The following is a 25,713-nucleotide window of genomic DNA, read 5'->3' as shown; positions in this document are numbered from 1 at the left end:
AGGAATCCGGCCACCCATGTCCGAGCCCCGCGCGACCAGCGACCTCGTCGAGATCCCGGACGACGACTACGGGGACATCCCCCGCGAGACGCTGATCGGCCTCTACCACCACGTGCGCCTGGCGCGCGAGCTGGAACTGCGCCTGGTGAGCCTGTTCAAGCAGAGCAAGGTGGTGGGCGGGCTGTACCCCGGCTACGGGCACGAAGCCACCACCGTGGGCTCGGCCTTCGCCCTGGGCCCGGGCGACGTGCTGCTGCCCCTGCACCGCGACCTGGGCGCGCAGATCGCCCGCGGGCAGCCGCTCAAGTACATCTTCGCCCAGTACATGGGCAAGGCCACCAGCCCCACCGGCGGCAAGGACGGCAACGTCCACCTGGCCAACCCGGAGCTGGGGATCGTGGGCTGCATCAGCCACATCGGGGCCATGCTGCCGGTGGCGGTGGGCATCTCCTACGCCGGCAGGGTCCTCGGCCGCACGGTGGTCACCATGAGCTACATCGGCGACGGGGGCTCCAGCATCGGTGAGGTGCACGAGGCCCTGAACTTCGCCGCGGTCCTGGACATCCCGTTCATCCTGGTGGTCGAGAACAACCGCTTTGCCTACTCCACGCCGGTGAACCGGCAGTACCGCTGCGAGCACATCTCCGACCGCGCCGCCGGCTACGGCATCTCCGGGGTGCGCGTGGACGGCAACAACATCCTGGCGGTGTACGCCGCCGCGCGCCGGGCCGCCGAACGCGGCCGCCGCGGCGAGGGGCCCACGATGCTCGAGTGCGAGACCATGCGCATGATGGGCCACTCGGTGCACGACCCCGCGCAGTACGTGCCCCGCGAACTGATCGAGGAGGGCCGGCGCCGCGACCCGGTGGCGCGCTACGAGCGCTACCTGCTCCGCCACGGCGTGCTGCACGAGGCGGACGTGCCGGCGTGGACCGAGCGGGTGGCCGGGGAGATCGACGCCGCGGTGACGTGGGCCGAGCAGAGCCCCATGCCCGAGCCCGCCGAGGCGGCGCGCGGGGTGTACGCCGAGGGCGGCTCCGGCCGCACCCTCGGCGGGGGGGTATGACCGTGCCGGCGCGCACCTACATCGAGGCCATCCGGGAGGGACTGCGCGGCGAGATGCGCCGCGACCGCCGCGTGGTGTGCCTGGGCGAGGACATCGGCGCGTACGGCGGGGCGTTCAAGGTCACCGAGGGCCTGCTCGAGGAGTTCGGGGAGGCCCGGGTGCTGGACACCCCGATGGCGGAGTCCAGCATCGTGGGCATGGCCATCGGAATGGCCCTGCGCGGACTTCGGCCGGTGGCCGAGATGCAGTTCGCGGACTTCATCTCGCTGGCGTTCAACCAGCTGGTGAACAACGCCGGCACCCTGCACTACCGCTTCGGATTCAAGGTCCCGATGGTGGTGCGCTGCCCCTCCGGGGGCGGGGTGCACGGCGGCCCGTTCCATTCGCAGAACATCGAGGCGTACTTCTTCCACGCGCCGGGGCTCAAGATCGTGGCTCCCGCCACCGCGTACGACGCCCGGGGGCTGATGGTCTCCGCCATCCGCGACGACAACCCGGTACTGTACCTGGAGCACAAGTTCCTGTACCGCCGGGTGCGCGACGAGGTGCCGGAGGCCGATTTCAGCGTGCCGCTGGGTCAGGCCGCGGTGCGCCGTCCGGGCCGGCACCTCACCCTCGTGGGCTACGGTTCCACCGTGGCCATGGCCCTGGAGGCCGCGCAGACGCTGGCGGCGGAGGGCGTGGAGGCGGAGGTGATCGACCTGCGCAGCCTGGTACCGATGGACCTGGACACGGTGATGCAGAGCGTGCGCCGCACGCACCGCGTGGTGGTGGCCCACGAGGACCGCCGTCGCGGCGGGGTGGGCGCCGAGATCGCCGCCGAGATCGCCGAGCACGCGCTGGAGTACCTGGACGCGCCCGTGGGCCGGGTGGCGGCGCTGGACACCCCGGTGCCCTTCAGTCCGCCGCTGGAGGAGTTCTACCTGCCGAACGCCGCGAAGGTGCTGGAAGTCGCGAGGAATACCGCAAGATACTGACCGCCATCGTGTCCGGGGCCCGGCATGCGGGACGCGCCTCCGCGGCCGGTCGTGAACATCGGGCTTCCCGGCGGTTGCCCGCCCCGGCCGCCCCGGCGTAGACTGACGGCATGAGCCGCATCCTGGTCGTGGACGACGACGACGATCTCGTCCGGATCTTCTCCTACCGCCTGCAGCAGGATGGCTACGACGTCTCCTCCGCATCCACGGGCGCACAGGCGCTGGAGGCGCTGCTGCGCGAGCCGCCGGACCTGGTGTTCCTCGATCTCGGCCTGCCTCGCGGCAACGGGTTCCAGGTGCTGGAGAAGGTGCGTGCCACGCCGCGCCTCTCCGGCGTGCCGGTGATTGTGCTCTCCGGCAACGCCGAGCCGGCCTACCGCGACCGCGCGGTGAAGGCCGGCGCCGACCGCTTCTTCCCCAAGCCCTCCGACCTCACGGATCTTCTGGTGGCCGCGCGCGAGCTGCTGGCGCGGGCGACCCCCCACCCGGGCTAGCCCCTGACCGGGAACGGCCGCAGGCCGCAGGTTCCAGGAGGCATCCCGCCCGCGAATTTCACACCGGATGCAATATTCGGGGGCTCCCCCACGTCATGGAGAGTGACGGCAGCGATCGGAGGCACGTGGACCCGGACCGGGAACGGAGCGCGGAGATGGCTCGCGGAGAAGAGGCGGCATTCACCGGGCTCTACCGCGAGTACCGCACGCGCCTGCACCAGTACGCGTTGAGCCTGGTGCGCGACCCCGACGCCGCGGAGGACGCCGTGCAGGACGCGTTCCTGGGCTGGGTCCGGCAGCTGGCGGCCGGCAAGGCGCCCCGGCGGGGCGGGCCGTACCTGTACGCCTCGGTGCGCAACCGCTGCCTGGACCGGCTCCGGCGGCGGCCCGAGATGGCCCTGGACGAGGCGCACGTCGAGCTGCTGGCCGCCCCCGCGGGCGACGCGGAGCGGATCGGGCTCCGGGACGCACTCAATCGCCTGCTTCTCGCGCTGCCGGAGGAGCAGCGCGAGGTGGTGGTGCTCAGGACCTGGCATGACATGGAGTTCGCCGCGATCGCCACGCTCCAGGGCGTGCCGCTCAACACGGCGATCGCGCGCTACCACTACGCGCTGGCCCGGCTGAGAAGGGAGCTGGAAGAATCATGAGTGACGACCGCTTTGAGCGCCTGCTGCGCGGCTACGGGCTTCCGGAGGCGCCGCCCGGGATGGACCTGCGGGTGCTTGCGGAGGCGGAGCGGATCCTGGCCCGGGCGCGGGTGCGGGCTGCCGCGGCCGGCGTCGCGCGCGCGTTCGGGAATGCCCTCGGTTTCGGCTACGTCAATTACCTCGTTGATCTCGTCACCGCAACCGACGCGGAGTACCGCGTCGATCTCATCTGACAGGAGCGTTCACCATGTCCACCTACTACGAGGAAAGACGCGCAAGCCGGCGGCGCTTCGTTCGCCGGAACCTGCTGTGGATCGCCCCGCTCGGCGCGGTCGCGGCGATCGGCGTGTTCATCGGCGTCGGTTTCCTGGTCACGTGGTTGTGGCGCGAGACGGTGGGGGACATCTTCGGCATCAAGCCGATCAGCTTCTGGCAGGCGTGGGGGCTGATCCTGCTGGCCCAGATCCTGTTCAAGTCCAACATGCAGCGCAACGTCCCGGCCGGCTCCATGCACCCGCGCCGGTCCGATTGCGAGCCCGGCCCCGTGGCCGGGACGGCGGGACCCGAACCGGGGGCCTGAGCGCAAGGGGACGACCCGCCGGCGCAGCGGCTTCGACGCCGGCCACGCGGCGCGGGCGGGTCACTTCCGCGGCGGCTCGCTGGGGCGCAATTCCACCCGGGACGCCAGCGCGCGAGGGTTCTGCTTCAGCAGGCCCACCACCACTTCCGCCACGTCTCCGGACGACAGCTTCCACGGGGCGGCCGGGCGGCCGGAGCCTCCGAAGTCCGTTTCCACGCTGCCCGGCATCACGTACGCCACCCGGATGTGGTCGTGGCGCACCTCCAGCATCAGCGCTTCCGAGAAGCCCACCAGCGCGTGCTTGGACGCGCAGTAGGCGGCCGCGCCCGCGAACGCCTGCTTCCCGGCCAGGCTCCCGATGTTGATGATCGCGCCGCCACCCCTCCGCCGCAGCGCGGGCACCGCCGCGCGGCAGGCAAAGAACACGCCGTCCACGTTGGTGCGCATCACCGAGTCCCACTCGTCGTCGCTCATCGCCTGCACGTCCTTGAACACGCCCACCCCGGCGTTGTTGACCAGGATGTCCAGGCCCCCGAAGCGCTCCTCCGTGTCGGCGACGAGCGCCTCCACCTGGGCGCGGTCGCGCACGTCGCAGGCGCGTCCGGCCACGGGCCCGCGCGACGCCAGATCCCGGACGGCGGCGTCCACGGCGGCCGCGTCGCGGGCCGAGACCATCACCCGGGCGCCCTCGGCCAGCAGCAGCTCCGCGATGGCGCGGCCGATGCCCCGGGTGCTGCCGGTGACCACCGCCACCTTGTCCTTCAGTGAGACCATCGCCCGGTCCTCCCCGGCCTCATCGCCGGGCCGCGCCGCGCGCGGCGTCGGCCACCGCGCGCGCGGCCTCCAGGGCGCGGTCCACCGCGGCGCGGTCCACGTCCAGGTGTGTCACGGCGCGGATGCGCGGGGGCACGTTGGAACCCATGCGCACGCCGTGCTTGAGCAGCTCGGCCACGAACTCGCGCGAGGTCAGGCCCAGCCCGTCCACGCGGAAGAAGACCATGTTGCTCTGGATCTCGGGCGGGTCCAGCGTGATGCCGGGGATGGCGGCAAGGCCCTGGCCCAGCAGCCTCGCGTTGGCGTGGTCCTCGGCGAGCCGGTCCACGTGGTGTTCCAGAGCGTACAGGCAGGCGGCCGCCAGCACACCCGCCTGGCGCATGGCGCCACCCAGCATGTGCTTGAGGCGGCGCGCCTCCGCGGCGTAGGCGCGTGAGCCCGCCGTGACCGCTCCCACCGGCGCGCCCAGACCCTTCGAGAAGCACAGCGTCACCGAGTCGAACAACGAGCCGAACCGGGCGGCGGGCACGCCGGCGGCCATCTGCGCGTTCATCAGCCGCGCTCCGTCCAGGTGCGCGCGCAGCCCGTGTCGCCGCGCCACCTCCACCACGGATTTCACCTGCTCCAGGCTCCACACCGCCCCCCCGCCGATGTTGGTGGTCTGCTCCACCGACACCAGGCGGGTGCGCGGAAAGTGCGGGTCGTCCGGCCGGATCGCCTCCTCCACCTGCTGCGCGGTGAAGATTCCGCACCGTCCGGGGAGGAGGCGCAGGGAGGCACCGGCCAGCCCCGCCGGGCCGCCGCCCTCGAAGTTCGCGGGGTGGGCCCACGTCTCGAGGATCACTTCCTCCCCCGGGCGGATGTGCACCTTGAAGGCGATCGCGTTGGCCATGGTGGCCGACGGCAGGAACACCGCCGCCTCCTGTCCCAGGATCGGCGCGATCATCTCCTCCAGCCGGGTCACGGTGGGGTCCTCGCGGCGCTGTTCGTCGCCCACCACGGCCTCGGCCATGGCGCGGCGCATGGCCGCGCCCGGGCGGGTGGCGGTGTCGCTGCCGAAGTCAGTCAATTTCGGGTCCAACGGAAGCCTCCAGTTGATTGCGCGCGCCGGATCCGGCCGGAACACTCAGGGAATCGTGATTTCACAGCAGAGACTGGAGCTCGCGACCTCCACGATCCGGCAGGCCAGGCCGAGATCCGACGCCAGCGCCTCGAAGCCCGCGGCATCCACGGTGGTGGCCCGGAACCCGTCCTCGCAGACGATCACGCCGTCGCCGGTCGCGCGGCGGTCGATCCTGCCGATCAGCCCCCTCGCCGCCTGCGCCTCGAACCACTCCAGGCGGGCCTCCCAGAAGCTCGCGGCGTAGCTGGAGAAGAGCACCGTGCCGCCGCGCCGCGTCACCCGCACGGCCTCGGCCAGCAGTGCCCGCCGGTCGGCTGCGAATGCGGAGATCCCATTCTGCACGCAGACGGTCAGGTCGAACGAGGCGTCGGACAGGCCCATCCGGGCCGCGTCCATGGCCAGGAGTTTCACCGCCGGGAGCCCCGACAGGAACTCGCGCGCGAGACCCAGGCTCGCCCGGGAGGTGTCCACGCCGACCGTGGACCGCACCGCCCCGGCCAGGCGCCGCAACACGCGGCCGTAGCCGCAGCCGAGCTCCAGCGCGCGCATTCCCGCGCCGGCGTGGTCCAGCACGAACCCGACCTCCGCCTCCAGGTAGGCCTTCGCCCGCGGCGGGGCCACCTCGTAGCAGGCGCGCAGCCGTTCGGCCGACAGGGTGCGGCTGTAATACCCGGCCAATTCCGGCCCTCCGCCCGGCTTCCCCGGCGCCCCGGGCACGGCGCCCCCAATCCCGGGCGGGGGATCCGGCCCGACCCCGAATTCGCGGCCCGCCCTGCGCCGGATTATGGCGCGGGCGGGCCGTTCGCTCAACCCGGGGGAATCTGCTATCTTCATGGTTCGCAATCCGCCGCAAACCCCGGAGGCCCCTTGCTCGAAGAACGCTTCCAACAGTACGAACGCCTGCCCCGCGAACTCCACGACGAGATCCTCATCTTCACGGCCGACCTCCGTGCCTCGCTCGCCGCCTTCGCCACGGACGCGGTGGACGCCGGGCAGGCCGAGAAATTCGCCGCGCGCGTCGAGAACCTCGAGAAACGCAAGGGCGCCGCGCTGTGGGGCGACTACCTGCGCGCCCACCTGGCCGGCCACACCAACCGGGTCGAGGAGTGGGAGCGCGAGCTCATGAAGGTGGCCGACCGGCTGTTCCAGGGCGGGGACGCAGCGGCCGCGCTCGCGGTGGCGGAGGAGGTGCTGGAATCACACCCCTCGGCGGCGGCGGCACGGCTGCAGGTGCGCGCGCTGGAATCGCTGGGCGACGAGGCGCGGCTCGAGCAGGCGCTGGAGCAGGCGTGGCAGCTGGACCAGGGCAGCGCGCAGGTCGCGCTCAGGCTGGCGGCGCGGGCCCGCGCACGCGGGGATTCGTGCGGCGAACTGGAGTGGCGCGGGGCGGCGCTGCGCGGGCTGGTGGAGACGTCCGACTGGCCGGCCCTCGATGAATGCATGCTGGCGGTGCTGGAGGGCGACGAGCCCACCTCGCACGAGGCGGCCATCGACTCGCTGCTGCCGCTGATGCGCGCCGGGCAGGCCGACCGCGTGACCGGCTACCTGGACCTGGGCATGCTGCGCTGGCTGCACGACCCGCTGGACCGCCGGCTCGTGGGCGCGCTGCGCCTGGCCGTGGAGCGCGCGGTGGCGGGCGAGAATATCCGCCCGGCGCTGCTGCAGGCCATGCGCTCGCTGCATGCGGGCTTCTCCCACCTGGAGGAGTTCCTGGACCATTCCGGGATCTCGCGCATCGGGACCGACCTGGGCGACTCCCTGAAGTCGTGGGACGAGCTGTGGACGTGGAGGCCCGGGCTGGTGGTGGAGCACAACAGCATGGGTCTGGGCATCATCCGGAGCAACGACGGCCAGCGCGTCCAGATCGACTTCCCGGCCAAGGCCGGGCACAGCATGACCGTGAACTTCGCGAAGCAAAGCCTGATCCTGCTCGCCCCCGACAGTCTGAAGTCGCAGCTCGCCCGCGACCGGGAAGTCACCATGGCGCGCTTCGACACCGACCCTGGCGGCGTGCTGGCCGACGCGCTGCAGGACCTCGGCGGCACCGCCAAGAGCAGCGACCTCAAGAAGCACCTGGCGCACCTGGGGTTTCCCACCAAGTCGTTCGCGGCGTGGTGGAAGAAGGCCAAGGCCGCGGCCGCGGACCACCCGCGCCTGGACGACCACGAGGCCTATCGCGACGTGATCCACCTGGTGCGCGACGGCGGCACCGCCGGGCGCACGCTCCCGCGGCTGGACACCAAGAAGGGCCCCAAGACCGCTGTCACCATGCTCACGCGCTTCCTCGCGCAGCACCCCGGGGCGCTGGAGGAGGCGAAGAAGCGCTACCGCCCGTACTTCCAGTCGTGGGCGTCCGACCCGGGGCTGGGCGACCTCGAGCGCGCCGCCGCGGTGCTCACGCTGGCCCGCTGGTTCCCCGAGGACGCCGACGACTGGTCCGCCATCGCGGGCGGGCTGGACCCGGTGGAACTGGACGCGCCCAACTGGAGCTCCGTCCGCGACCAGGAGTACTGGTTCGACCTGCTGACCCGCCATTCGCGCTGGGCCTCGCTGCTGCCCCCGTTCCTGGGCTCGAAGAAGGCGGAGTTGCGGGCGCTGTGCCAGAGGGCGCTGCAGGAGCGCTGGGGCGAATGCGCCGGGGCGGAGCTGGAGCGGCTGCTGGAGCGCGCCAGTGAGCTGCCGGCCGCGGCGGTGGCCCTGTGCGCCGAGGCGCTGAACAAGACGGAGAGCCCCTCGTGGTTCAAGCCGTGGCGTGCCGTGCTGGCGCTGGTCTCGGTGCTGGAGGGCCGCGCCCCGGAGCCGGTGGTGAAGGAGGCGCTCGGCATGCTGGACGCAAACGAAGGCGCGCTGCTGCGGCTGCTGAAGAACGCGCCCCCGCCCGAGGATCTGGCGATCACGCTGGAGCAACTGGTCCGCCACTGGCGCTCCTCGGACCGCTTCCTGTTCCCGGTCATGGAGTTCCTGCGCGCCACCCCGGCCGCGGCAATTTCCAACGCCGCCGAGGAGAGCCGCGCCGCGGCATTCCGCAAGCTCGAGATCCCCAGCGCCGGCTCCACCGACGCCGACGCCACGCTGATGACCCGCCGCACCTTCGACCGACACGTCACCGAACTGGAGCGCCTGGACCGAGAGCTCAAGACCACCATCCCGCTGGCCATCCGCAAGGCCCGGGAGCTGGGGGACCTGAGGGAAAACGCCGAGTACGACGCCGCCAAGCTGAAGCAGCGCCAGACCACCCAGCGCTGCGAGCAGCTGCAGTCGCTGATTCACCGCGCTCGCCTGATCGAGGAGATAAGCGTCCGCGAGGATTCGGCCGGCCCGGGCACCGAGGTGGTGCTCCACGGGGACGGCGCCGAGCGCACGGTGTGGATCCTGGGCGAAGGCGACAGCGATCACGGCCCGGAGGTGGTGGGCTACCTGGCCCCGGCGGGCCGCGCACTGCAGGGCCACAAGGTCGGCGACCGGGTGACGCTCACCGGCGACGGCGGCGCCGACGTCGAGTACGAGGTGCGGCAGATCCGCAGGCGCGTGCCGCCCGCGCCGGTGCAGGACGACTCGCCGCTGCTGTAACCGGCTGATTGACACCCCTTCCGCCGCGTGCGCACAATGGCTCCTTTCGGAGTGCTGCCTTCTCGCGCGCGCCGATTCCATCCTGATCGCAAGGCGCGCTCCCGGTTCGATGTCCCTTGCCGGAGGTCACGCCCGATGTCGAGCGGCAACCCCGTTCCCGCCAAGCGTCATTCGCACGCCTCGCCCGGAGGCGCCGACGTCTCCGCCTACGAGCCCTACATTCCCGCCTCGGCCCGGCTCGCGGAGTTCACCCCGGTCCCGCTGATCCTGGGCACGCTGCTGGGGGTCGTCTTCGGCGCCTCCTCGCTGTACCTGGTGCTCAAGGTGGGCCTCACGGTGAGCGCCTCCATCCCGGTGGCGGTGCTGAGCATCACCTTCTTCCGGATCCTGTCGAAGCTGGGCACGCGCGACGCCACCATCCTCGAGAACAACATCGTGCAGATCGCGGGCTCGGCGGGCGAGTCCATCGCCTTCGGGGTGGGCGTCACCATGCCGGCGATCATGATCCTGGGCTTCGACCTGGAGATCGCGCGGGTCACGCTGGTGGCCATGCTGGGCGGGCTGCTGGGGATCCTGATGATGATCCCGCTGCGGCGGGCGCTGATCGTGCAGCAGCACGGGCGCCTGAAGTACCCGGAGGGCACGGCGTGCGCCGAGGTGCTGGTGGCGGGAGCCTCCGCGGAGTCGCGCGCCGCGGCGGCCACCGGGCGGCACGCGGCGGCCTCCGACGCGGCGGCCTCACCCACAGGGGCGCGCACCATCTTCACCGGCTTCGGCGTGGGCTTCGTGTACCACGTGGTCATGGCCGCGTTCCGCGGCTGGAAGGACACGCCGCAGAAGGTCTTCGGCGCGCCCTTCAAGTCCGGCTCGATCGCCGCGGAGATCTCCCCGGCGCTGCTGGGCGTGGGCTACATCATCGGCCCGACCATCTCGTCGATCATGTGCGGCGGCGGCGTGCTCGCCTACCTGGTGCTGATCCCGATGATCAAGTACTTCGGCGAGGGCATGACCGGCCCGCTGCCGCCGGGCACCATCCCCATCAGCGAGATGGGCCCCAGCGAGATCCGCGGCGCGTACGTGCTCTACATCGGCGCCGGCGCGGTGGCCGCGGGCGGCATCATCAGCCTGTTCCGCTCGCTGCCCACGATCTGGCACAGCCTGAAGGAGGGCGTGCGCGACGTGCAGGCCAGCCCCGGCGCCTCGGCCAGCATGGTGCGCACCGAGCAGGACATCTCGATGCGCTTCGTGGTGGGCGGCATCCTGGCGCTGATCGCGATGATCATGATCTTCCGCACCCTGCACATGAACCTGCTGGGGGCGCTCCTGATCGTGGTGTTCGGGTTCCTGTTCGTCACCGTGTCTTCGCGACTGGTGGGCGAGATCGGGTCGTCCTCCAACCCCATCTCCGGGATGACGGTGGCCACGCTGCTGCTCACCTGCCTGATCTTCGTGCTGATCGGATGGACCGGCCCCACCTACTACGTCACCGCGCTGTCGGTGGGCGGCATCGTGTGCATCGCCGCATCCAACGGCGGGGCCACGTCGCAGGGGCTCAAGGCCGGGTTCCTTGTGGGCGGCACGCCGCGGCTGCAGCAGATCGCCATCCTGGTCGGCGCGTTCGCCTCGGCGCTGGTGCTGGGACCGATTCTGCTCAAGCTCAACGACGCCGCCACGGTGTACGTGCCACGGCTGGGCTTCGAGGCGGTGCGCGGGCAGGCGCCCGCGCTGACCCCGGAAGCGGCGCAGGCGCTGCCGCAATTCCAGGATGCCCTCCGCCCGCCCGCGCGCGGCGACTACCGCGTGCTCGCGGTGGCGCCGGGCACCGCGGCGCCGGTGAAGGGCCTCGACCCCGGCGAGTACCTCGTGGATGCCGCCGGCAAGGTGGCCTACCGCGTCCAGAACAACTTCCCGGCGACGCTGCGCGCGCTTCCGGCCCAGCTGGGCCACGCCGAGAAGGTGCGCGGCCCGCAGGCGGCCGCGGACGGGGCCACCTACCGCGTGTGGCAGAAGACCGACGACGCCGGCGGCCTGCCGGGCCGCTACCTGGTCACGGACCAGGGCGTGCCGGTGTACCTGGTGGACCCGGGCATCAACGGCGTGCACCGCACGCGGCCCGACGGCACCAGCGTCACCAAGTACGACGCGCCCAAGGCCACGCTGATGTCCTACATCATCAAGGGGATCCTCAACCACCAGCTGCCGTGGGGCCTGGTGCTGCTGGGCGTGATGATCGCCGTGGTGCTGGAGATGGCCGGCATCCCCTCACTGGCTTTCGCGGTGGGCGTGTACCTGCCCATCTCCTCCTCCACTCCCATTTTCGTCGGCGGCATGGTCCGCTGGCTGGTGGACCGCTGGCTCAAGCACTCCAAGTTCAAGGACCGCGAGCTCACTCCCGAGCAGCTCACCGCCGAGGGCGACAAGAGCCCCGGCGTGCTGATGGCCTCAGGCTACATCGCCGGCGGCGCCATCGCCGGGATCGTGGTGGCCTTCCTCGCCGGCATGATGAGCGACGTCAACGGCAGGTTCGAAGCGTGGTCCACCGCGCACAACCCGTTCTTCAACGGGCCGAACGCAGACCTGCTCTCGATGATTCCGTTCGCGATCCTGACGCTCCTGCTGTACCTGGCGGGGCGGGAGCTGATCCTGGCGGAGAGGAGGAAGTCGTAGGGCAGGTCGCCGAGCCTGCCAGATCTCGGCCCCGGAAGGACGGGGTCTCACGCCTGCCGAACCCAGGACGCAGAATCTCCAGGACGATCGAGGGGCAGGCGCGAACGCCTGCCCCTCGTGGCTTGTGCGAGCTGGCTCCACGGCCTGCGCCAGGCAGGCAGGAATGTGTGCCCTACTTCTTCCCTGCCGGCGGCATGCCCCTCGGGGCATCCCACGCCGTCGGCGGCGGAAACACGATGATCGAACCGTCCGCCTTCGTTCCGGGGGGCACCCCGTCCGGCACCTTGTGGTGCACGGCGGGCAGGCTCTTCAGGTACGCCGCGATGCTCATGGCGTCCTCGTCGCTCAAGCCCGCGAAGCCCTGCCACGGCATCGGGGGGTTGAGGAGCCGGCCGTCGGGGCGGATCCCGGTGCGGATGGCGCGGACGATGTCCGCCTCGCTCCACTTGCCGAGGCCGGTGGCGGCGTCGGGCGTCAGGTTGCGGGCATAGGACACGCCCCACGGACCCTGCCAGCCGATCTCGCTCCCCGAGAGAGCGCGCTTCATGTCCGGGGCGCCGTAGAAGGTGCCGGGCGTGTGGCAGTCGCCACAGCCCGCGAAGCGCACCAGGTAGGCACCACGCTTCACGAGGGTCGGCGAGGCGGCGTCCTTTGCCGGAGCGACGGCGACGATCACCGCCACCGTCGCGGCGGCGAGCACGGATACGGCCAGCGTGGAACGGAAACGACTGCGGAACATCGTGAACCCTCCGGGGACTGTGGGGTCGTCACGGGTGTGACGGATGCGGCGGCCAGGTTGCGGATACGATGCGGACCAGCGCGCTAATGATACCCGGAGAGCCTTACTTCATCCACAGCAATTTCGCGGCGGCGGCCTCCCCCCCGGCGGAAATCCGGGCGAAGTACACGCCCGCCGCGGAGGGTCCCGACGGGGCCCGGCCGGCGCCCAGCACCCCGGCGCCCTCTCCCACGGCCCCCGACCAGCGGGCCCGGAACCTTCCGGGCTCGGCCGGCCCCCGCCACAGCACGGCCGCCCGCCGGCCCTGTACGTCGAAGACCTCCAGCACCGCGGGCCGGCCCGACAGCGCGGCGGGAACCTCGAAGGTCAGCTCCACCACCCCCCCCGCAGTCTGCGACCGCGTGAACCGCAGCGTCCGTGCCGCCCCACCGCCCGGCCCGGTGTCGCTGATCGCGCCGGACGGAGCCTGTTGGAAGAGGAGCCATCCAGCGGGGTCCACCGTGACACTGTCCACCGGCCATTCCAGCGTGCACTGCGACGTGGAAGTCGCCGAGCCGTCCTGCCCGATCCAGACCGTCACCACGGTGTCGCGCCCGCCCGCGCGCAGCCCGAGCTCCACCGGCATCCGGAACACGCCGCCACCGGGCTGCACCTGTTCCAGCGTGACGTAGTTGAAGTACCCGCCCGTGACCCGTGGCACCGTGTTCCGGCTCACGCGCAACACCGGGTGGCCCTTCCCGTGGATCCACGGGTCGAAGAACCAGTTCAGCGGGCCGCCGTAGCGGGCCTCCATCGCCGCCTGGAAGTCCGCCACCGTGGCCCCCGCGTAGCGGTGGGCGGCGCCGAAGTCCCGCCATCCGCGCACGAACGCGCTGTCGCCCATGACGTGCCGCAGCATGTGCAGAGCCCACGCGCCCTTGTAGTAGATGCTCAGCCCGAACAGCTTGTTCGAGGGCGGGTTGTAGAGGGAGTAGCTGGAGGTGGACTCTTCCTTGAAGTACGCCACGGCCCACGCGCGCAGCCGCGTGCGCGCCGAATCCGCACCGTAAGCATGCTCGGTGAAGAGGATGTCGCCGTAACTGGCGAAGCCCTCGTTCAGCCACACGTTGGGCCACGAGAGGCAGGTCACCATGTCGCCCCACCACTGGTGCGACAGCTCGTGCGCGTACCCCCTCTCCCAGGAGCGCGTGCCGGTGATCCAGCCGCGCGAGATGGTGGTGCGCGTCTGGTGCTCCATCCCGCCGCCGAAGTTCTTGGTGGCGGCCATGCCGTAGTTCTCGAACGGGTACTGGCCCCAGATCGAGCCGTAGAAGTCCACCATGTCCGGCAGGCGCGAGAAGTCCACCGCCGCCTTGGCGGAGTCGGCGCGCAGCACGTAGCTTCGCAGCGGCACGTAGGCCGCGCTGTCGGCCAGTTCCGCGTAGTTGCCGATGGCCACCGAGACCAGGTAGGTGGCGACCGGGAAGTTCGTGCCCCAGTGATAGGTCTTCTTCCGCGTCACCGGGTTCCAGTCCGGGGGCGCGATCTGCACGCCGTTGGAGGCCACGAACATGGTGTCCGGCACGGTGGCGTGAATCTCGGATGTGGCCTTGTCCCACGGCTGGTCGTAGCACGGGAACCAGTAGCGCGCGTTCGACGGCTCGGTGAACGTGAACCACGTCTCGGGATACGCCTGGTAGTAACCGCGCGCGGCGGGGCCGTGATACGTCACGGTGACCACCGTGCTCTCCCCCGCGGCCAGCGCGTGCGGCAGCGTCACCGTGAGCTGACCACCCGCCACGGAGAAGGGCGCGGGGGCTTCCTGCTGGGTCACGGCATCCACGTTGAGGGAAACGCAATCGAAGGTCACGGTCCCCAGCGGGGCCGACGCGCGCAGGGTGATCGCGCAGGTGCCCGACAGGCTGGTGCCCAGGCACGGGAAGTCCAGGTCCAGCCGGTAGTGCAGCGCGTCGTAGGAGTGCAGGCTCTCGGCCGCGGCCATGGAGGGCTTCAGCGAGTGCGCGGGAAGCTCCCGGTCGGGCTCGAAGGGGAAGGGCTCCGCTGCGGGTGTGGCAGGCGCGGGCGCGGAAGTCCCACCGGTGGGCGCGGGCGCATTCACGCCGGGCGCGGGAACCGCGCGCGCAAGAGCCGCCCGCGAGGCGCAGGCGGATGTAAGCATGGCGGCCAGGAGAAGTGCGAGTCGGGACGCGGTGCAGCGCATGCGGGTGTCTCCGGTTCCGGGGGGGACCGCGCGGAGGAGAGGCGATCTCCCGCTCATGATGGTATCGCGGAAACGGCTCGGGCTCAACGCGGGATTCCCGCCCTTTGGGATTCCCGCCCGTCCGCCGGCGCCGGCGCCTTCGACGCGATCCGAACCGGCGCGCCTCACACGCACGGCGCTTCCGTGCGGCGCCACGGCACTTTCGCGTTGACACCACGCGGACCCAAATCTAGACTTCGTTGGGGATTGATTTGGCTGCACGTGCTGCACGAGAGGTATGCCGCAGGGGCTGAATCCAGGGCTTCTGCGGCTGTTTTTTTCACGGGGCACGGCGGGTGGCGCGACGGTCGCCACGCGGCGGCCCCGGCAGGACTGAAGGAGGTGAACAGTTCCGTGCGTGCGAATGGTACCGTGAAGTGGTTCAACGAGGTGAAGGGCTTCGGGTTCATCAGCCAGGAGGGTGGTGAAGACCTGTTTGTCCACTACTCCGCGATCCAGGGCAACGGCTTCAAGACCCTCAAGGAGGGCCAGCCGGTGGAGTTCGACGTGGTGCAGGGCCCGAAGGGCCTGCAGGCGGCGAACGTCAACCCGAAGTAGGGAAGCGACAGGGCCCGGCCCGGGAGGCCGGCGCCCTTGGCACCGCGGCGGCGCCGCCATCGGCCGCGCCGCCGGAAGGATGAAAATGCGGGCCCGCCCGGGTGGGAGCATCCGGGCGGGCCCGCGTGTTCAACAGGGCGGCGGCTCGCGGCGGGGGCCGCGCGTCAGCGCTCCCGGTACTTCGAGGTGATCGGCATGCGGCGGTCCTTGCCCAGCCCCCGGTGCGTGATGCGCGGCCCGGGCGGCGCCTGGCGGCGCTTGTACTCGTTGCGGTCCACCATCTCCATCACCCTGCGCACCAGCGGCGCGTCGAAGCCCCGCGCGGCGATCTCCTCCACCGGCAGGTCCTCCTCCACGTAGCCGCGCAGGATGGGGTCCAGCACCGCGTAGGGCGGCAGCGAGTCGGTGTCGCGCTGGTTGGGGCGCAGCTCCGCCGAGGGCGGCTTGGCGATCACCCAGCGCGGGATCACGTCGCGCTCCCCGCGGTCGTTGCGCCACGAACACAGCCGGAACACCAGCGTCTTCTCGATGTCCTTGATCACCGCGAAACCGCCGGCCATGTCCCCGTACAGAGTGGAATAGCCGGTGGACATCTCGCTCTTGTTGCCGGTGGTGAGCACCAGCGAGCCGCGTGCGTTGGAGATCGCCATCAGGAGATTCCCGCGGATTCTCGCCTGGAGGTTCTCCTCGGTGAGCCCGTGCGCGCCCTCGCCCAGCAGTTTCTCCAGCAGCTCCATGGTGGCCGCGAACGGCGCCTCGATGGGGATCATCTCGGTGCGGATCCCCAGCGCCCTGGCCAGCGACTCGGCGTCGGAGACGCTGCCTTCGCTGGAGTAGCGCGAGGGCATCATCACGCCCAGCACGTGCGCCGCGCCCAGCGCGTCGGCGGCGATGGTGGCCACCAGGCTGGAGTCGATCCCGCCGCTCAAGCCGATCACCACGTCCTTGAAGCCGTTCTTGCGCACGTAGTCGCGCACCGCCAGGACCAGGGCGCCGTAGACCTCCTCCTCCACCTCCAGCGTGGGCGCCACGTCGTAGCCCAGCGGCCGGCGGGAGGCGACCGTGATCGCCGCCGTGGGCACCACGTCCGGCGGGGCGGTCGCGCGCGCGCCTCCGGCCGCCCGCGCGGCGTCCGATACGTCCAGATCCGCCAGCAGCAGCGCCTCCTCGAACTGCGGGGCGCGCGCCAGCATGCGGCCGTCGGGGCCGAACACCAGCGAGCCGCCGTCGAAGATCAGCTCATCCTGGCCGCCCACCATGTTGGTGTAGCTGATGAACACGCCGTTCTCCAGTGCGCGGCGGACGAGCATGCGCTCGCGCAGCTCGCGCTTGCCGACGCTGTAGGGCGAGGCGTTCAGGTTCACCAGCACCCGTGCGCCGGACATCGCCTGCTCGCGCGCCGGCCCCTCGCGGAACCAGATGTCCTCGCACACCATCAGCCCGATGGGCACCCCGCCCACGTCCACCACCGGGCACGCGTCCCCGGGCTCGAAGTAGCGCTGCTCGTCGAACACGTCGTAGTTGGGGAGCAGGATCTTGTGGTAGCGCGCAGTGACCCGCTGGCCCTGGATCAGCGCGGCGGAATTGCGGGCGCGCCGATCCTCGCCCGCGCCGCGGTCCACGTAACCCACCACCAGCGCCAGGCCCGGCGCCTCGCGCGCCAGGCGGTCCAGTTCCGCCAGGTTGTCCTCCACGAAGCTGCGGCGGAACACCAGGTCCTCGGGTGGGTAGCCGGTGAGGGCCAGCTCGGGGAAGCACACCAGGTCGGCGCCCTTCTCGGCGGCGCGGCGCGCGAAGTCGAGGATCCGGTCCGCGTTGCCGCGCAGGTCCCCCACCACCGGGTTCACCTGGGCCAGTGCGATGCGGAACATCAGGGATCAGACCTTGCCGTGCGGGGTGGACGCCACCCGGGTGCCGTCGGGAAGCGTCTCGATGCGGTAATCACCGAAGAGGTTGGGGGACTCGCCTTGCATGATGGCGAGCACCTTCAGGGCCAGCTTGCGGATCTCCTCGTCGGCCGCCACGCTGCCGCGCATCTCGATGAAATGGCGCAGCGCGCGGGCGTTGGCGGTGACGAAGATGCGTGTCTCGGTGGCGTTGGGCAGCACGCTGCGCGCGGCCTGGCGGGCCATCTTGCGGCGGAGGGTACGGTCCTCCACGTCGGAGAACTTCCTTTCGAGGCCGGCCACCAGCGCGTCGTAGGCGCGGCGCGCGCCATCCACGGCCTCGCGCCACAGCGCGTCCAGCGCCGGGTCGGCGGCGATGCAGTCGGGCTGGATGAACGGTGCCTCGCTCTCGTTCACGTAGCGCTGGCTCAGTTGCGAGTAGCCGAACCCGGCGCGGTGGCGGATCAGCTCGTGGGTGAGCGAGCGCGACACGCCGGTGAACACGAAGTTCCACACCGCGTGCTCCAGCACGCTGCCGTGGCCCACCTCCACGATGTGCTCCAGGAACTCGCGGTTGGTCTTGCGGCCCTTGCCGAAGCTCATGTAGCACAGCCGCCCGCCGGCCTCGGCCAGCGCCTCGGCGCCGACCTCGGTGTCGGTGGACCAGGTGGCCTGGTGGTCGTCGAGAAAGCGCTGGATCTCGGAGTCATCGACGACCTGGCGGCCCACGAGGTAGACCTCGGGCTCGTGGAGGACGCGCAGCGGGGCGCGCGCGCCGGCTGACTGTTCCGTCTCGTTCTGGGTCGGCATGAGCGGATGATAGGGGTTGGGCGGGGAGATTGGCAACGGCGGGCTGTGCGGGGACGCGGGCCGGGGTGGGTCCGCCCTACGCCAGCTCCCCCAGCACTCTCAGCGCCGCACCGCGGATCGCGGCGAACGGCCTCGCCGTGGGGCCGGGATTCCATTCCCGCGCCGGTGGGATGTGGACAAAGCCCGCCGGGATGGCGGTGGATCCTCCGGCACCTGGAGGCGCGCCCGATCCAGATCCGCTTTCCAGCGCCAGCAGCGTGCAGTACATCAGGTGATTGCACAGGTACGTCCCCGCGCTGTTGGAGATGCGCGCGGGGAGTTCGTGACCTTCCAAGGCGGCCAGCATGCGCGCCAGGGGGAGCGTGGAGAAGAAGCCGTCCGGGCCGTCGGGCGCAATGCGCCGGCCGCCCGGGGTGTCGCCGGTGCCGTCGGGCACCGTGGACTCGTCCCAGTTGATGCCGATGCGCTCGAGGCGGATGTCGTCCGAGCCGGTGGCCACGCCGAAGCTCACCACCGCGGAGGGGCGCACCGCCGCCACCTTCTCCAGCAGCAGCCGCGGGGCCTCGCCGTACTTCACCGGCAGGATGATCCCCGCCAGCGGCACGCCCGCGGGCGGGGCGGCCAGCAGGGATTCCACCAGCTTCTGGGAGGGGTTGATCGCGAAGCCGGGAAACGGGCCAAAACCGGAGATGAGGATGCTCATGGGCCCAGCATAGCTCGTGGATTGCGGGGCGGCCAACACAGGTTTAGACTCAATCGCAACATCCCGGCAGTATGGCCGTTTCCAGAAGACCGAGTTCCACGTTGCCGTGGGCGCGCCGAGGTGCGCCCCGACGGAGGCCGCCCGTGGAGATCCGGACCCGTCGCACCCTTCCATTCCTGGGGGCCGCCGCGTCGGCGCTGTGCCTCGCGTGGTGGGCCCTGGCCCCGGGGCATGCCGGAGCCTCCCGACGCGGAGATTCCGGCACTGGTGCGCTCGAGTTCAGCTTCACCTACTTCACGCCCGACCTGACCATCGATCAGCCGATCACGGTCGGCGGCGTGAAGTTCCGCGGCTTCACCATTCCGATGAATCGGTACTCCGGCCTGTACGTGGGCGCCCAGCAGGCGGGCACCCTGGGACAGCGCTACGGCATCGGGATCGGCAGGCAGGACCTGAGGTTCTACATGGATGGCCCGGAGACGTCGAACGGGCCCTTCTCGCTGGAGACGTTCTGGGTGTACTTCGACGCCGGCCTTGGCGGCAGGGTGCGGCGGGGGCGCTTCGAGCTGGCCCCGGCGGTCGGGGTGGGCCCGGTGATCACGATGGGGAGGATCGGCAGCAATCTTGGCGCCGGCGAGGGGCGCTCCACGCGCGTGGTGACGCTGGGCCACGTGGAGCTCCCGGCCCGGGTGTGGCTGTCGGACAGGGTGGCGGTCTCGGCGGCCTACCACCGCTTCTTCCGGCTGAGCGACGCGACCTACAACTTCGGCAACGGCGTCCTGCTCAAGTCCCACCTCGGGAATGCCCACGAGTTCCGCCTTGGGTTCTACCTGCATGACTAGCCGCGCCCGGTGGGTTGGTCTCGTGCTCGCGGCCGTGGCGGGCGCGCTCCCGGGCTGCGCAAAGCTCCCCACCCGTTCCAGCGCGCCCCCGGCCAGGCCGCAACTGGAGTCCCTCCAGTTCCCGGCCACGACGGGGATCTGGACGGTGCGCGCGACCGCGTCTGACCCGGAGGGGCGACAGGTCCGATTCCGCGTCCTCCTGAATGGCGCCCAGTTCCCATCGGAGATCACTTCGACCCGTTTTACCGGGAGCGGAGTGCCGCTGCAGTTCGACATCTTCCTGCCGGGGCCGGGCAACTACCGCCTCGAGATCCAGGCGCAGGATGCGGGTGAGAACCTGTCCCCGCCTTCGGAGGCGATCGAAGCCAGCTACGACCTCGACTGGATCGCCATACGCCAGCCCGCCTTCCCAATTCCGAGCGACCGGATCACCGCGCTCGCGGTGCTGGGCACGATGCGCTACATCGGCACCGAGGACGCCGGGCTGGCGATGTTCGAGCGCTTCGTCGGATGGCAGTACCTTAACACGGCGAACACGCCGCTGGCCGATGCGCACGTGACCGCGGTGTGGCCGTACACGATCGGCGGCCAGCGTCGGCCCTGGATCGGGACCATGAACGGCGGCCTGCGCGCGTGGATCGCCGGGCAGGAAGTGTTCTGCAACACCGACAATTCCAGCCTTCCCGCGAACCACGTCACGGCCATCTCGTTCAGCACGCACGGCGCGTGGATCGGGACCCTGGGGGGCGGTGTGGCCCGGATCGACACCACGGCGTGGACCTGGCGGGTGAACAACACGGGAAACTCCCCCCTGCCCAGCGACAGGGTCACCGCCATCGCGCACGCCGCGAATGGCGCGTGGGTGGGCACCGAGGACCGTGGGCTGGCAAAGTGGACTCCCGGAGGCGCCGGCTGGACGCTCCACAACACCGGCAACTCGGCGCTGCCCTCGGACCGCATCACCTGCATCGCGGTGGACTCGTCACAGAACGTGTGGGTGGGAACGGACGGGGGCGGGCTGGCGGTGCTGCGCGGGACCACGTGGACGACGTACCGGGCCACGCCCTCGGGACTGCCCAGTGACCGGATCCTGTCGCTGCTGGCGGGGCCCGAGCGGCCCGCCGCCACGATGTGGATCGGCACCCCGGCGGGGCTGGCCCGCTTTCGCCAGCCCGGGTGGCGGACGTTCACCACGCGCAACTCGCTCCTGCCCGGCGACACCATCACCGCACTCGGCTACGCCTACCTGGGCTGGCCGCTGTGGGTGGGAACCGATCGCGGCCTGGTGAACTTCCGGGGCGACACGGGCGGGGCGCCCTCGCCGCCGGTGGCGCGCTTCCGCCCCTAGTCGGCGCCGGCCTTCACTTCGTCCGCCGCTTCCGGTTCCTCGCGTAGTCCACCAGCACGTACGAGCCCAGCTTCTCGAGATCGGAGAAGTACGCCCGCCCGCGGTTGATGCGGGTGAGCCTGTCCACGAAGCCCACCAGTTCGTGGTGTTCCGCCAGCATGAAGGTCGAGATCTCGATCCCCTTGCGCCGGCACAGCCCGGCCTGCTCCAGGGTCTTGTTGACGATCCGGGGGTCCAGCCCGAAGGCGTTCTTGTACAGCCGGCCGTTCTCCCACATGCAGCTGGGCTTGCCGTCGGTGATCATGAAGATCTGCTTGTTGGGCTGGCGGTCCTTCGCCAGCAGCCGCTGCGCCAGCATCAGGCCCGCGCGGGTATTGGTGTGGTACGGGCCCACGGTCACATACGGCAGCTGCCGCAGCGGCACCTCGGTGGCGTCGTCGCCGAACAGCACCACGCGCAGCGAGTCCTTGGGATACTGCGTGGTGATCAGCTCGGCCAGCGCCAGCGCCACGCGCTTGGCGGGGGTGATGCGGTCCTCTCCGTAGAGGATCATGCTGTGGCTCACGTCCACCAGCAGCACCGTGGAGCAGTTCGTCAGGTGCTCGGTCTCGTGGATGGCCAGGTCGTCCTCCGCCAGCGAGAGGTCGTCCAGGCCCCCGCGGCGCACCGCGTTGTGCAGCGTGGTGTTCACGTCGAGGTCCGAGAGCCGGTCGCCGAACTGGTACGGGCGCGACTCCGGCAGGCGCTCCTGCCCCGCCCCCGCGGCCGGGGTGCGGTGGTCACCGGAGGGCCCCTTCTCCGCGGTGGAGAAGATGTCGTTGAGCGCCGACTTGCGGATGGCGCGCTCGCCGCGGGAAGTCACCTCGTAGCCCCCGCCCGTGGCGGGGCGCACCATGCCGCCCTCCTGCAAGAGCTTCTTGAATTCCTCGATGCCGAACTTGTCGTCGAAGAAGCCGTATTCGCGGCCGGCCTGCTCCATCCAGCGCAGCGCCTCCTCCACGTCCCCGCTCACCTGGAGCAGCAGGTCGTTGTAGATGCGCAGCAGCGCCTTGAAGAACTCCGGCGTGAGCCGGCGGTCGCCGGACCAGCGCGAGTATCTAAGCCTCATCGCCTCCGCCCAGGCTGGAGAACATGGACTTGAACATGTCGCGGTAGGTGACCGAGCGCCCGTCCACGCGGTCGCGGGTCAGGATGCTGTGCTGGTGCAGCCCCTCGAGCGCGAACTCCATCGCCACGGCCAGCTCCGCGTCGCCGGCGGGCTTGAGGTGCTTCGTGGCCACGCGGCGCAGGCCCTTCACCGTGTCCAGTGCCTCGAGGAACTGGGCGTCGGTGGAGTCATCGGCCACCTCCACGCTGTGCCCGGCGGCAAACCACTCCACGATTTCCTTGTACTCCGAGTTCGCCAGGCCCTCCTCGGCCGCCTGCTGTCCGCGGCGCTTCTTCGGGAACGCGCTGGGAAAGGTCCGCGCGAAGTAGCTCTTGAGCCCTCGGCCGATCAGGTGGCGGGCCACGTTGAGCGGGCCTTCCTGCTCCCCTTCCAGCACCAGCTCCACCTTGCCCGAGACGGCCGAGACCGCGGCCGCCAGGTCGCACACCCGGGCCATGGCGCACGGCGAGCCCAGCTTGATGGCGCGTTGCTCGGCGTTGGACACCACCGTCTCCGCCAGCGCGATGGTCATGCGCGCCGAGACTCCCGAGTTCTGGTCCACGTACTCGCTCTCGCGCGCCTGCACCGCGACCTCCTCGATCACCTCGCGCAGGAACCGCGGCACGTCCACGCGGTGGTCGCCGCGCTCCAACCACGCCTCCTGCTGCGTGATCTTCATGCCTTCCTCGATGCTGCGGGGGTAGTGCGTGAGGATCTGGCTCTGGATGCGGTCCCGCAGCGGGGTGATGATGTTGCCGCGGTTGGTGTAGTCCTCCGGGTTGGCGCTGAACACCATCTGCACGTCCAGGGGAATGCGCACCGGGAAGCCGCGGATCTGGAAGTCGCGCTCCTCGAGGATGTTCAGCAGCCCCACCTGGATGCGCGGCTGCAGGTCCGGCAGCTCGTTGATGGCGAAGATGCCGCGGTTGGTGCGCGGGATGATGCCGTAGTGGATCACCCGCTCGTCGCTGTAGGCGAGCTTGAGCGAGGCCGCCTTGATGGGGTCCAGGTCGCCGATCAGGTCGGCGATGGTCACGTCTGGCGTGGCCAGTTTCTCCTGGTAGCGCGCGTCGCGCTCCAGCCACTCGATGGCCAGGTCGTCGCCCTCCTCGAACACGCGGCGCCGGGCCTCGGAGGAGACGGGCTCCATGGGATCGTCGTTGAGCGGCGCTCCGGGGACCACCGGCACCGCCTCGTCCAGGAAGTTCACCATCGCGCGCAGGATGCGGGTCTTGGCCTGCCCGCGCAGCCCCAGCAGGATGAAGTCGTGGCGCGCCAGGACGGCGTTGACCAGTTGCGGGACGACGGTGTCCTCGTAGCCGACGATGCCGGGGAACAGCTCTTCGCCGCGGCGGAGCGTGCGCACCAGGTTGCCGCGGATTTCTTCCTTCACGCCCCGGGCGGTGTAGCCGGAGGCCTTCAGCTGGCCCAAGGTCTTGGGTCGCAACGTGTTCGACATGGAGCTCCTCGGGGTGGCAGAACGGAATCGGGGCCCGTCGCGGGCCTCTGCGGGGTTAGATGCGCGGATGTCGCCCGGAGTAGCCTCCCGCGGGCGGCATTCGTGTTTGCGGGTGCCCGGCGTCCTCGCAGACCTCTTCCGGGGATGGTGCCGTGCCGAGCTGCGCACGCCGGCCTGGATGCCCGACCTACCTTGGCGGGGTCCACCCTGGGGGGAGTGTGACTCCCACCGGCAGGCCCGGGAGGGCCTGGATCTCCCTGACCAGGTCCTCCTCGCGCTCTCGCGGCAGGCGGACCAGGACCGAGGAATCCGTCCGGGCCAGCACCCGGACAGCGGGTGGAAGCAGCTTCAGCAGCTCACGGTCCCCCAGCAACACGTAGCCCACGTTGAGCCGTGCGAGCTCCAGGCGCAGCAACGGGTCCCAGGGGCCGTTCCAGGGGTCGGCCCAGTTGTAGTACGTGCGCGGCGCGCGGCGGACGAGGTGCTTGTAGGGGCCGCGGCCGCCGAGGGCCAGGTACCAGGCGAATACCGTCGGGCGATCCAGCGCCACCTGGTAGGTGTCATCGCGCGGGCCGTAGCCGCCCCGGGGGTAGACCAGCACGCTGCGGCCGTCTTCCATGGCGCGGTGCTGCGCCGGGGTGAGCGCGAAGGCGCGAACGGCTCCGGCTTCGAGGCGCAGGGGGAAGTACTCCACGGCGGCCAGCGCCAGCAGTGCCGTGGCCATCCCCCACTTCCACGCCGGGCGGCGCAGGGAGCGCAGGGCGTCCACGCCGAAGGCGGCGAAGATCATCACGAAGAACATCACCATCGGGAAGAACCGCGGCATGACGCGAAACGCCCGGCCGCGGGGCAGCAGCTCCAGCCCGGCGGAGGGCAGGCCCGCGGCGTTCACGGTCAGCGCCACGCAGAGCAGCGCCAGCGCCGCAAAACCCAGCGCGGCCGGGCGCGCGCCGGGTGCGCGCCACAGGCGCACCGCACCGAACACGGCGAGTGCGAGGCACGACACCGGCAGGTACACGCCCCAGAACTCGGGAATTTCCGCGAAGCGCAGCGCGGAGAGCGCGCTCAGTCGCGGGAAGGTGAACAGCCCCGCCAGGGTGACGCCGTCGTAGAGCGGGATCACGGCCTGGTCCGACCACGGCGAGGCCCTTAGGAAGAGCAGCGAGGGCGTGCCCGGCAGCAGGCAGGCGAAGAACACCGCCTTGCGCCACCTGGCGGCCGGCGCGCGGCCGCCGCGCAGCACCTCGAACACCGCCACCACCAGCAATCCCACCACCGCGAGCATGAAGAACTCCACGAAGGAGTTCCAGAACGCGGCCCACGCGCATGCCGAGAACACCAGGCCGGCTCGCACGGAGAAGCGGTTGCGGGCGTAGCAATGCACCAGCGCGCCCAGCGCCCCGCCCCACAGGCCGGCACCCAGCAGATTCACGTGACAGGTGGCCTTCAGCACGAAGTACGGACACAGCCCGAAGCCGGCCGCGCCCAGGAACGCGGCGGTGCGGGAGAGCTCGAAGGTCCGGCGCAGGAACACGAAGTAGGCCAGCGCTCCGAGGCACACCAACGCCAGCACCATCACGTTGTACGCGCCCACCACGCCCAGCAGCTTCGCCACGGGCAGGGTGAGCCAGGTGAACAACAGGCGCTGGGAATCAAAGTGCAGACCCGCGCCGATGGGAGGCATCACCCAGTCGCAGAAGAACGGGTCGAGCCCCGCGGCCAGGCGCTTCTGCACCCACCAGAACACCCACAGGCCGGGGTAGGCGTCGCGCAGGCCGGGGTGGCCCTGCACGTCGTCCACCAGGATGTGGGTGCGCAGCACGGGCAGCAGCGGTCGGAGAAAGAGCCCCTCGAGGGCCAGGACACCGGCCAGCGCCAGCAGCAGGTCGCGGAACCAGGTCGGCGGGGCGTGCTCGCGCAGCGCGGGAGGCCCCGGGCTGCCCGGGCCCGGCGCCCGCTGGCCGCGTGCGGGCCAGCCGCGCGCGTGCCGGCGTGCCGCGCCCGCGGCGCCCGCTGCCCCGGGCCCCGCGGACGAACGTCCGGACCCTCGTGGATTCCTCACCGCCATGCCCGCCCTGCCCCCG

General features: G+C 71.0%; 22 protein-coding genes. 11 read left to right on the top strand and 11 right to left on the bottom strand.

What is annotated here, in order from left to right; all coding sequences use genetic code 11:
- The first annotated feature begins 16 nt into the window (after positions 1 to 16).
- The 6 genes from HZB25_06965 (at position 17) to HZB25_06940 (ending at position 3,764) form a co-directional block, all read left to right on the top strand.
- On the top strand, positions 17 to 1,066 hold the full coding sequence (locus HZB25_06965; GenBank protein MBI5836966.1) for a thiamine pyrophosphate-dependent dehydrogenase E1 component subunit alpha: 1,050 nt from the start codon (positions 17 to 19) through the stop codon (positions 1,064 to 1,066).
- Complete coding sequence (locus tag HZB25_06960; protein MBI5836965.1) at positions 1,063 to 2,043, top strand: alpha-ketoacid dehydrogenase subunit beta; 981 nt, start codon at positions 1,063 to 1,065, stop codon at positions 2,041 to 2,043. Before HZB25_06965 ends, HZB25_06960 begins: the two co-directional genes overlap by 4 nt.
- Positions 2,044 to 2,153: 110 nt before the next feature.
- Positions 2,154 to 2,537 carry a response regulator gene (locus tag HZB25_06955; protein MBI5836964.1) on the top strand — a complete coding sequence of 128 codons (384 nt, stop codon included), beginning with the start codon at positions 2,154 to 2,156 and terminating at the stop codon, positions 2,535 to 2,537.
- Between the two features lie 155 nt (positions 2,538 to 2,692).
- Positions 2,693 to 3,184 (top strand): sigma-70 family RNA polymerase sigma factor, encoded by a 492-nt coding sequence (locus HZB25_06950; GenBank protein ID MBI5836963.1) that lies wholly within the window; start codon positions 2,693 to 2,695, stop codon positions 3,182 to 3,184.
- A complete protein-coding gene (locus HZB25_06945) occupies positions 3,181 to 3,417 on the top strand; it encodes a hypothetical protein (protein ID MBI5836962.1) in 237 nt (78 codons plus the stop codon). Before HZB25_06950 ends, HZB25_06945 begins: the two co-directional genes overlap by 4 nt.
- Before the next feature lie 14 nt (positions 3,418 to 3,431).
- Entirely contained in the window at positions 3,432 to 3,764 is a 333-nt protein-coding gene (locus HZB25_06940; protein ID MBI5836961.1) for a hypothetical protein, read from the top strand.
- 60 nt (positions 3,765 to 3,824) lie between these two features.
- Here the strand turns inward: HZB25_06940 and HZB25_06935 are convergent, their stop codons facing one another.
- From HZB25_06935 to HZB25_06925, 3 genes are read right to left on the bottom strand one after another with little or no spacing between them, the layout of a single operon-like run.
- Entirely contained in the window at positions 3,825 to 4,538 is a 714-nt protein-coding gene (locus HZB25_06935) for an SDR family oxidoreductase (GenBank protein MBI5836960.1), read from the bottom strand.
- Positions 4,539 to 4,557: 19 nt separating this feature from the next.
- A complete protein-coding gene (locus tag HZB25_06930; protein MBI5836959.1) occupies positions 4,558 to 5,607 on the bottom strand; it encodes an aminotransferase class I/II-fold pyridoxal phosphate-dependent enzyme in 1,050 nt (349 codons plus the stop codon).
- Positions 5,608 to 5,664: 57 nt separating this feature from the next.
- Positions 5,665 to 6,339 (bottom strand): class I SAM-dependent methyltransferase, encoded by a 675-nt coding sequence (locus tag HZB25_06925; GenBank protein MBI5836958.1) that lies wholly within the window; start codon positions 6,337 to 6,339, stop codon positions 5,665 to 5,667.
- A gap of 189 nt (positions 6,340 to 6,528) precedes the next feature.
- Between HZB25_06925 and HZB25_06920 the strand changes: the two genes are divergently transcribed.
- A complete protein-coding gene (locus HZB25_06920; protein ID MBI5836957.1) occupies positions 6,529 to 9,231 on the top strand; it encodes a GreA/GreB family elongation factor in 2,703 nt (900 codons plus the stop codon).
- A gap of 135 nt (positions 9,232 to 9,366) precedes the next feature.
- Positions 9,367 to 11,898, top strand: coding sequence for an oligopeptide transporter, OPT family (locus tag HZB25_06915; GenBank protein MBI5836956.1), 2,532 nt, complete (start codon positions 9,367 to 9,369; stop codon positions 11,896 to 11,898).
- Positions 11,899 to 12,070: 172 nt separating this feature from the next.
- On the opposite strand, the gene HZB25_06910 is transcribed toward HZB25_06915, so the two are convergent.
- The gene (locus HZB25_06910; GenBank protein MBI5836955.1) at positions 12,071 to 12,637 is read right to left on the bottom strand and encodes a cytochrome c; all 567 of its coding nucleotides are present in this window, start codon (positions 12,635 to 12,637) and stop codon (positions 12,071 to 12,073) included.
- A 103-nt stretch (positions 12,638 to 12,740) separates the two neighbouring features.
- On the bottom strand, positions 12,741 to 14,837 hold the full coding sequence (locus HZB25_06905) for a M1 family metallopeptidase (GenBank protein ID MBI5836954.1): 2,097 nt from the start codon (positions 14,835 to 14,837) through the stop codon (positions 12,741 to 12,743).
- 393 nt (positions 14,838 to 15,230) lie between these two features.
- Between HZB25_06905 and HZB25_06900 the strand changes: the two genes are divergently transcribed.
- Positions 15,231 to 15,434, top strand: coding sequence for a cold-shock protein (locus tag HZB25_06900; protein ID MBI5836953.1), 204 nt, complete (start codon positions 15,231 to 15,233; stop codon positions 15,432 to 15,434).
- Positions 15,435 to 15,598: 164 nt separating this feature from the next.
- Here HZB25_06900 and HZB25_06895 read toward each other — a convergent pair whose 3' ends face one another.
- The 3 genes from HZB25_06895 to HZB25_06885 all read right to left on the bottom strand — a co-directional run bounded on the left by HZB25_06895 (position 15,599) and on the right by HZB25_06885 (position 18,833).
- Entirely contained in the window at positions 15,599 to 17,305 is a 1,707-nt protein-coding gene (locus HZB25_06895) for an NAD+ synthase (GenBank protein MBI5836952.1), read from the bottom strand.
- Positions 17,306 to 17,311: 6 nt separating this feature from the next.
- Positions 17,312 to 18,130: an FAD-dependent thymidylate synthase gene (gene thyX / locus HZB25_06890; protein ID MBI5836951.1), complete on the bottom strand. Its 819-nt coding sequence runs from the start codon at positions 18,128 to 18,130 to the stop codon at positions 17,312 to 17,314.
- Between the two features lie 76 nt (positions 18,131 to 18,206).
- The gene (locus HZB25_06885; protein ID MBI5836950.1) at positions 18,207 to 18,833 is read right to left on the bottom strand and encodes a pyroglutamyl-peptidase I; all 627 of its coding nucleotides are present in this window, start codon (positions 18,831 to 18,833) and stop codon (positions 18,207 to 18,209) included.
- A 143-nt stretch (positions 18,834 to 18,976) separates the two neighbouring features.
- Between HZB25_06885 and HZB25_06880 the strand changes: the two genes are divergently transcribed.
- Entirely contained in the window at positions 18,977 to 19,675 is a 699-nt protein-coding gene (locus tag HZB25_06880; GenBank protein MBI5836949.1) for a hypothetical protein, read from the top strand.
- 256 nt (positions 19,676 to 19,931) lie between these two features.
- Positions 19,932 to 21,023 (top strand): hypothetical protein, encoded by a 1,092-nt coding sequence (locus HZB25_06875; protein ID MBI5836948.1) that lies wholly within the window; start codon positions 19,932 to 19,934, stop codon positions 21,021 to 21,023.
- A gap of 13 nt (positions 21,024 to 21,036) precedes the next feature.
- On the opposite strand, the gene HZB25_06870 is transcribed toward HZB25_06875, so the two are convergent.
- The 3 genes from HZB25_06870 to HZB25_06860 form a co-directional block, all read right to left on the bottom strand.
- Complete coding sequence (locus tag HZB25_06870; GenBank protein MBI5836947.1) at positions 21,037 to 22,131, bottom strand: VWA domain-containing protein; 1,095 nt, start codon at positions 22,129 to 22,131, stop codon at positions 21,037 to 21,039.
- Positions 22,121 to 23,629: a sigma 54-interacting transcriptional regulator gene (locus tag HZB25_06865; GenBank protein ID MBI5836946.1), complete on the bottom strand. Its 1,509-nt coding sequence runs from the start codon at positions 23,627 to 23,629 to the stop codon at positions 22,121 to 22,123. Before HZB25_06865 ends, HZB25_06870 begins: the two co-directional genes overlap by 11 nt.
- Before the next feature lie 187 nt (positions 23,630 to 23,816).
- The gene (locus tag HZB25_06860) at positions 23,817 to 25,691 is read right to left on the bottom strand and encodes a hypothetical protein (GenBank protein ID MBI5836945.1); all 1,875 of its coding nucleotides are present in this window, start codon (positions 25,689 to 25,691) and stop codon (positions 23,817 to 23,819) included.
- Positions 25,692 to 25,713 lie beyond the last annotated feature (22 nt).

Source organism: Candidatus Eisenbacteria bacterium, from assembly GCA_016235265.1.
Lineage (GTDB): Bacteria > Eisenbacteria > RBG-16-71-46 > RBG-16-71-46 > JACRLI01 > JACRLI01.
This window is presented reverse-complemented; position numbering and strand designations above follow the sequence as displayed.

Bases quoted from the DNA above. Each gene is read 5' to 3' on its own strand.
- HZB25_06940 (MBI5836961.1), top strand. From the start codon at position 3,432: ATGTCCACCTACTACGAGGAAAGACGCGCAAGCCGGCGGCGCTTCGTT.
- HZB25_06870 (MBI5836947.1), bottom strand. From the start codon at position 22,131: ATGAGGCTTAGATACTCGCGCTGGTCCGGCGACCGCCGGCTCACGCCG.
- thyX (MBI5836951.1), bottom strand. From the start codon at position 18,130: ATGCCGACCCAGAACGAGACGGAACAGTCAGCCGGCGCGCGCGCCCCG.
- HZB25_06960 (MBI5836965.1), top strand. From the start codon at position 1,063: ATGACCGTGCCGGCGCGCACCTACATCGAGGCCATCCGGGAGGGACTG.
- HZB25_06905 (MBI5836954.1), bottom strand. From the start codon at position 14,837: ATGCGCTGCACCGCGTCCCGACTCGCACTTCTCCTGGCCGCCATGCTT.
- HZB25_06915 (MBI5836956.1), top strand. From the start codon at position 9,367: ATGTCGAGCGGCAACCCCGTTCCCGCCAAGCGTCATTCGCACGCCTCG.
- HZB25_06950 (MBI5836963.1), top strand. From the start codon at position 2,693: ATGGCTCGCGGAGAAGAGGCGGCATTCACCGGGCTCTACCGCGAGTAC.
- HZB25_06945 (MBI5836962.1), top strand. From the start codon at position 3,181: ATGAGTGACGACCGCTTTGAGCGCCTGCTGCGCGGCTACGGGCTTCCG.
- HZB25_06895 (MBI5836952.1), bottom strand. From the start codon at position 17,305: ATGTTCCGCATCGCACTGGCCCAGGTGAACCCGGTGGTGGGGGACCTG.
- HZB25_06910 (MBI5836955.1), bottom strand. From the start codon at position 12,637: ATGTTCCGCAGTCGTTTCCGTTCCACGCTGGCCGTATCCGTGCTCGCC.
- HZB25_06965 (MBI5836966.1), top strand. From the start codon at position 17: ATGTCCGAGCCCCGCGCGACCAGCGACCTCGTCGAGATCCCGGACGAC.
- HZB25_06935 (MBI5836960.1), bottom strand. From the start codon at position 4,538: ATGGTCTCACTGAAGGACAAGGTGGCGGTGGTCACCGGCAGCACCCGG.
- HZB25_06955 (MBI5836964.1), top strand. From the start codon at position 2,154: ATGAGCCGCATCCTGGTCGTGGACGACGACGACGATCTCGTCCGGATC.
- HZB25_06865 (MBI5836946.1), bottom strand. From the start codon at position 23,629: ATGTCGAACACGTTGCGACCCAAGACCTTGGGCCAGCTGAAGGCCTCC.
- HZB25_06885 (MBI5836950.1), bottom strand. From the start codon at position 18,833: ATGAGCATCCTCATCTCCGGTTTTGGCCCGTTTCCCGGCTTCGCGATC.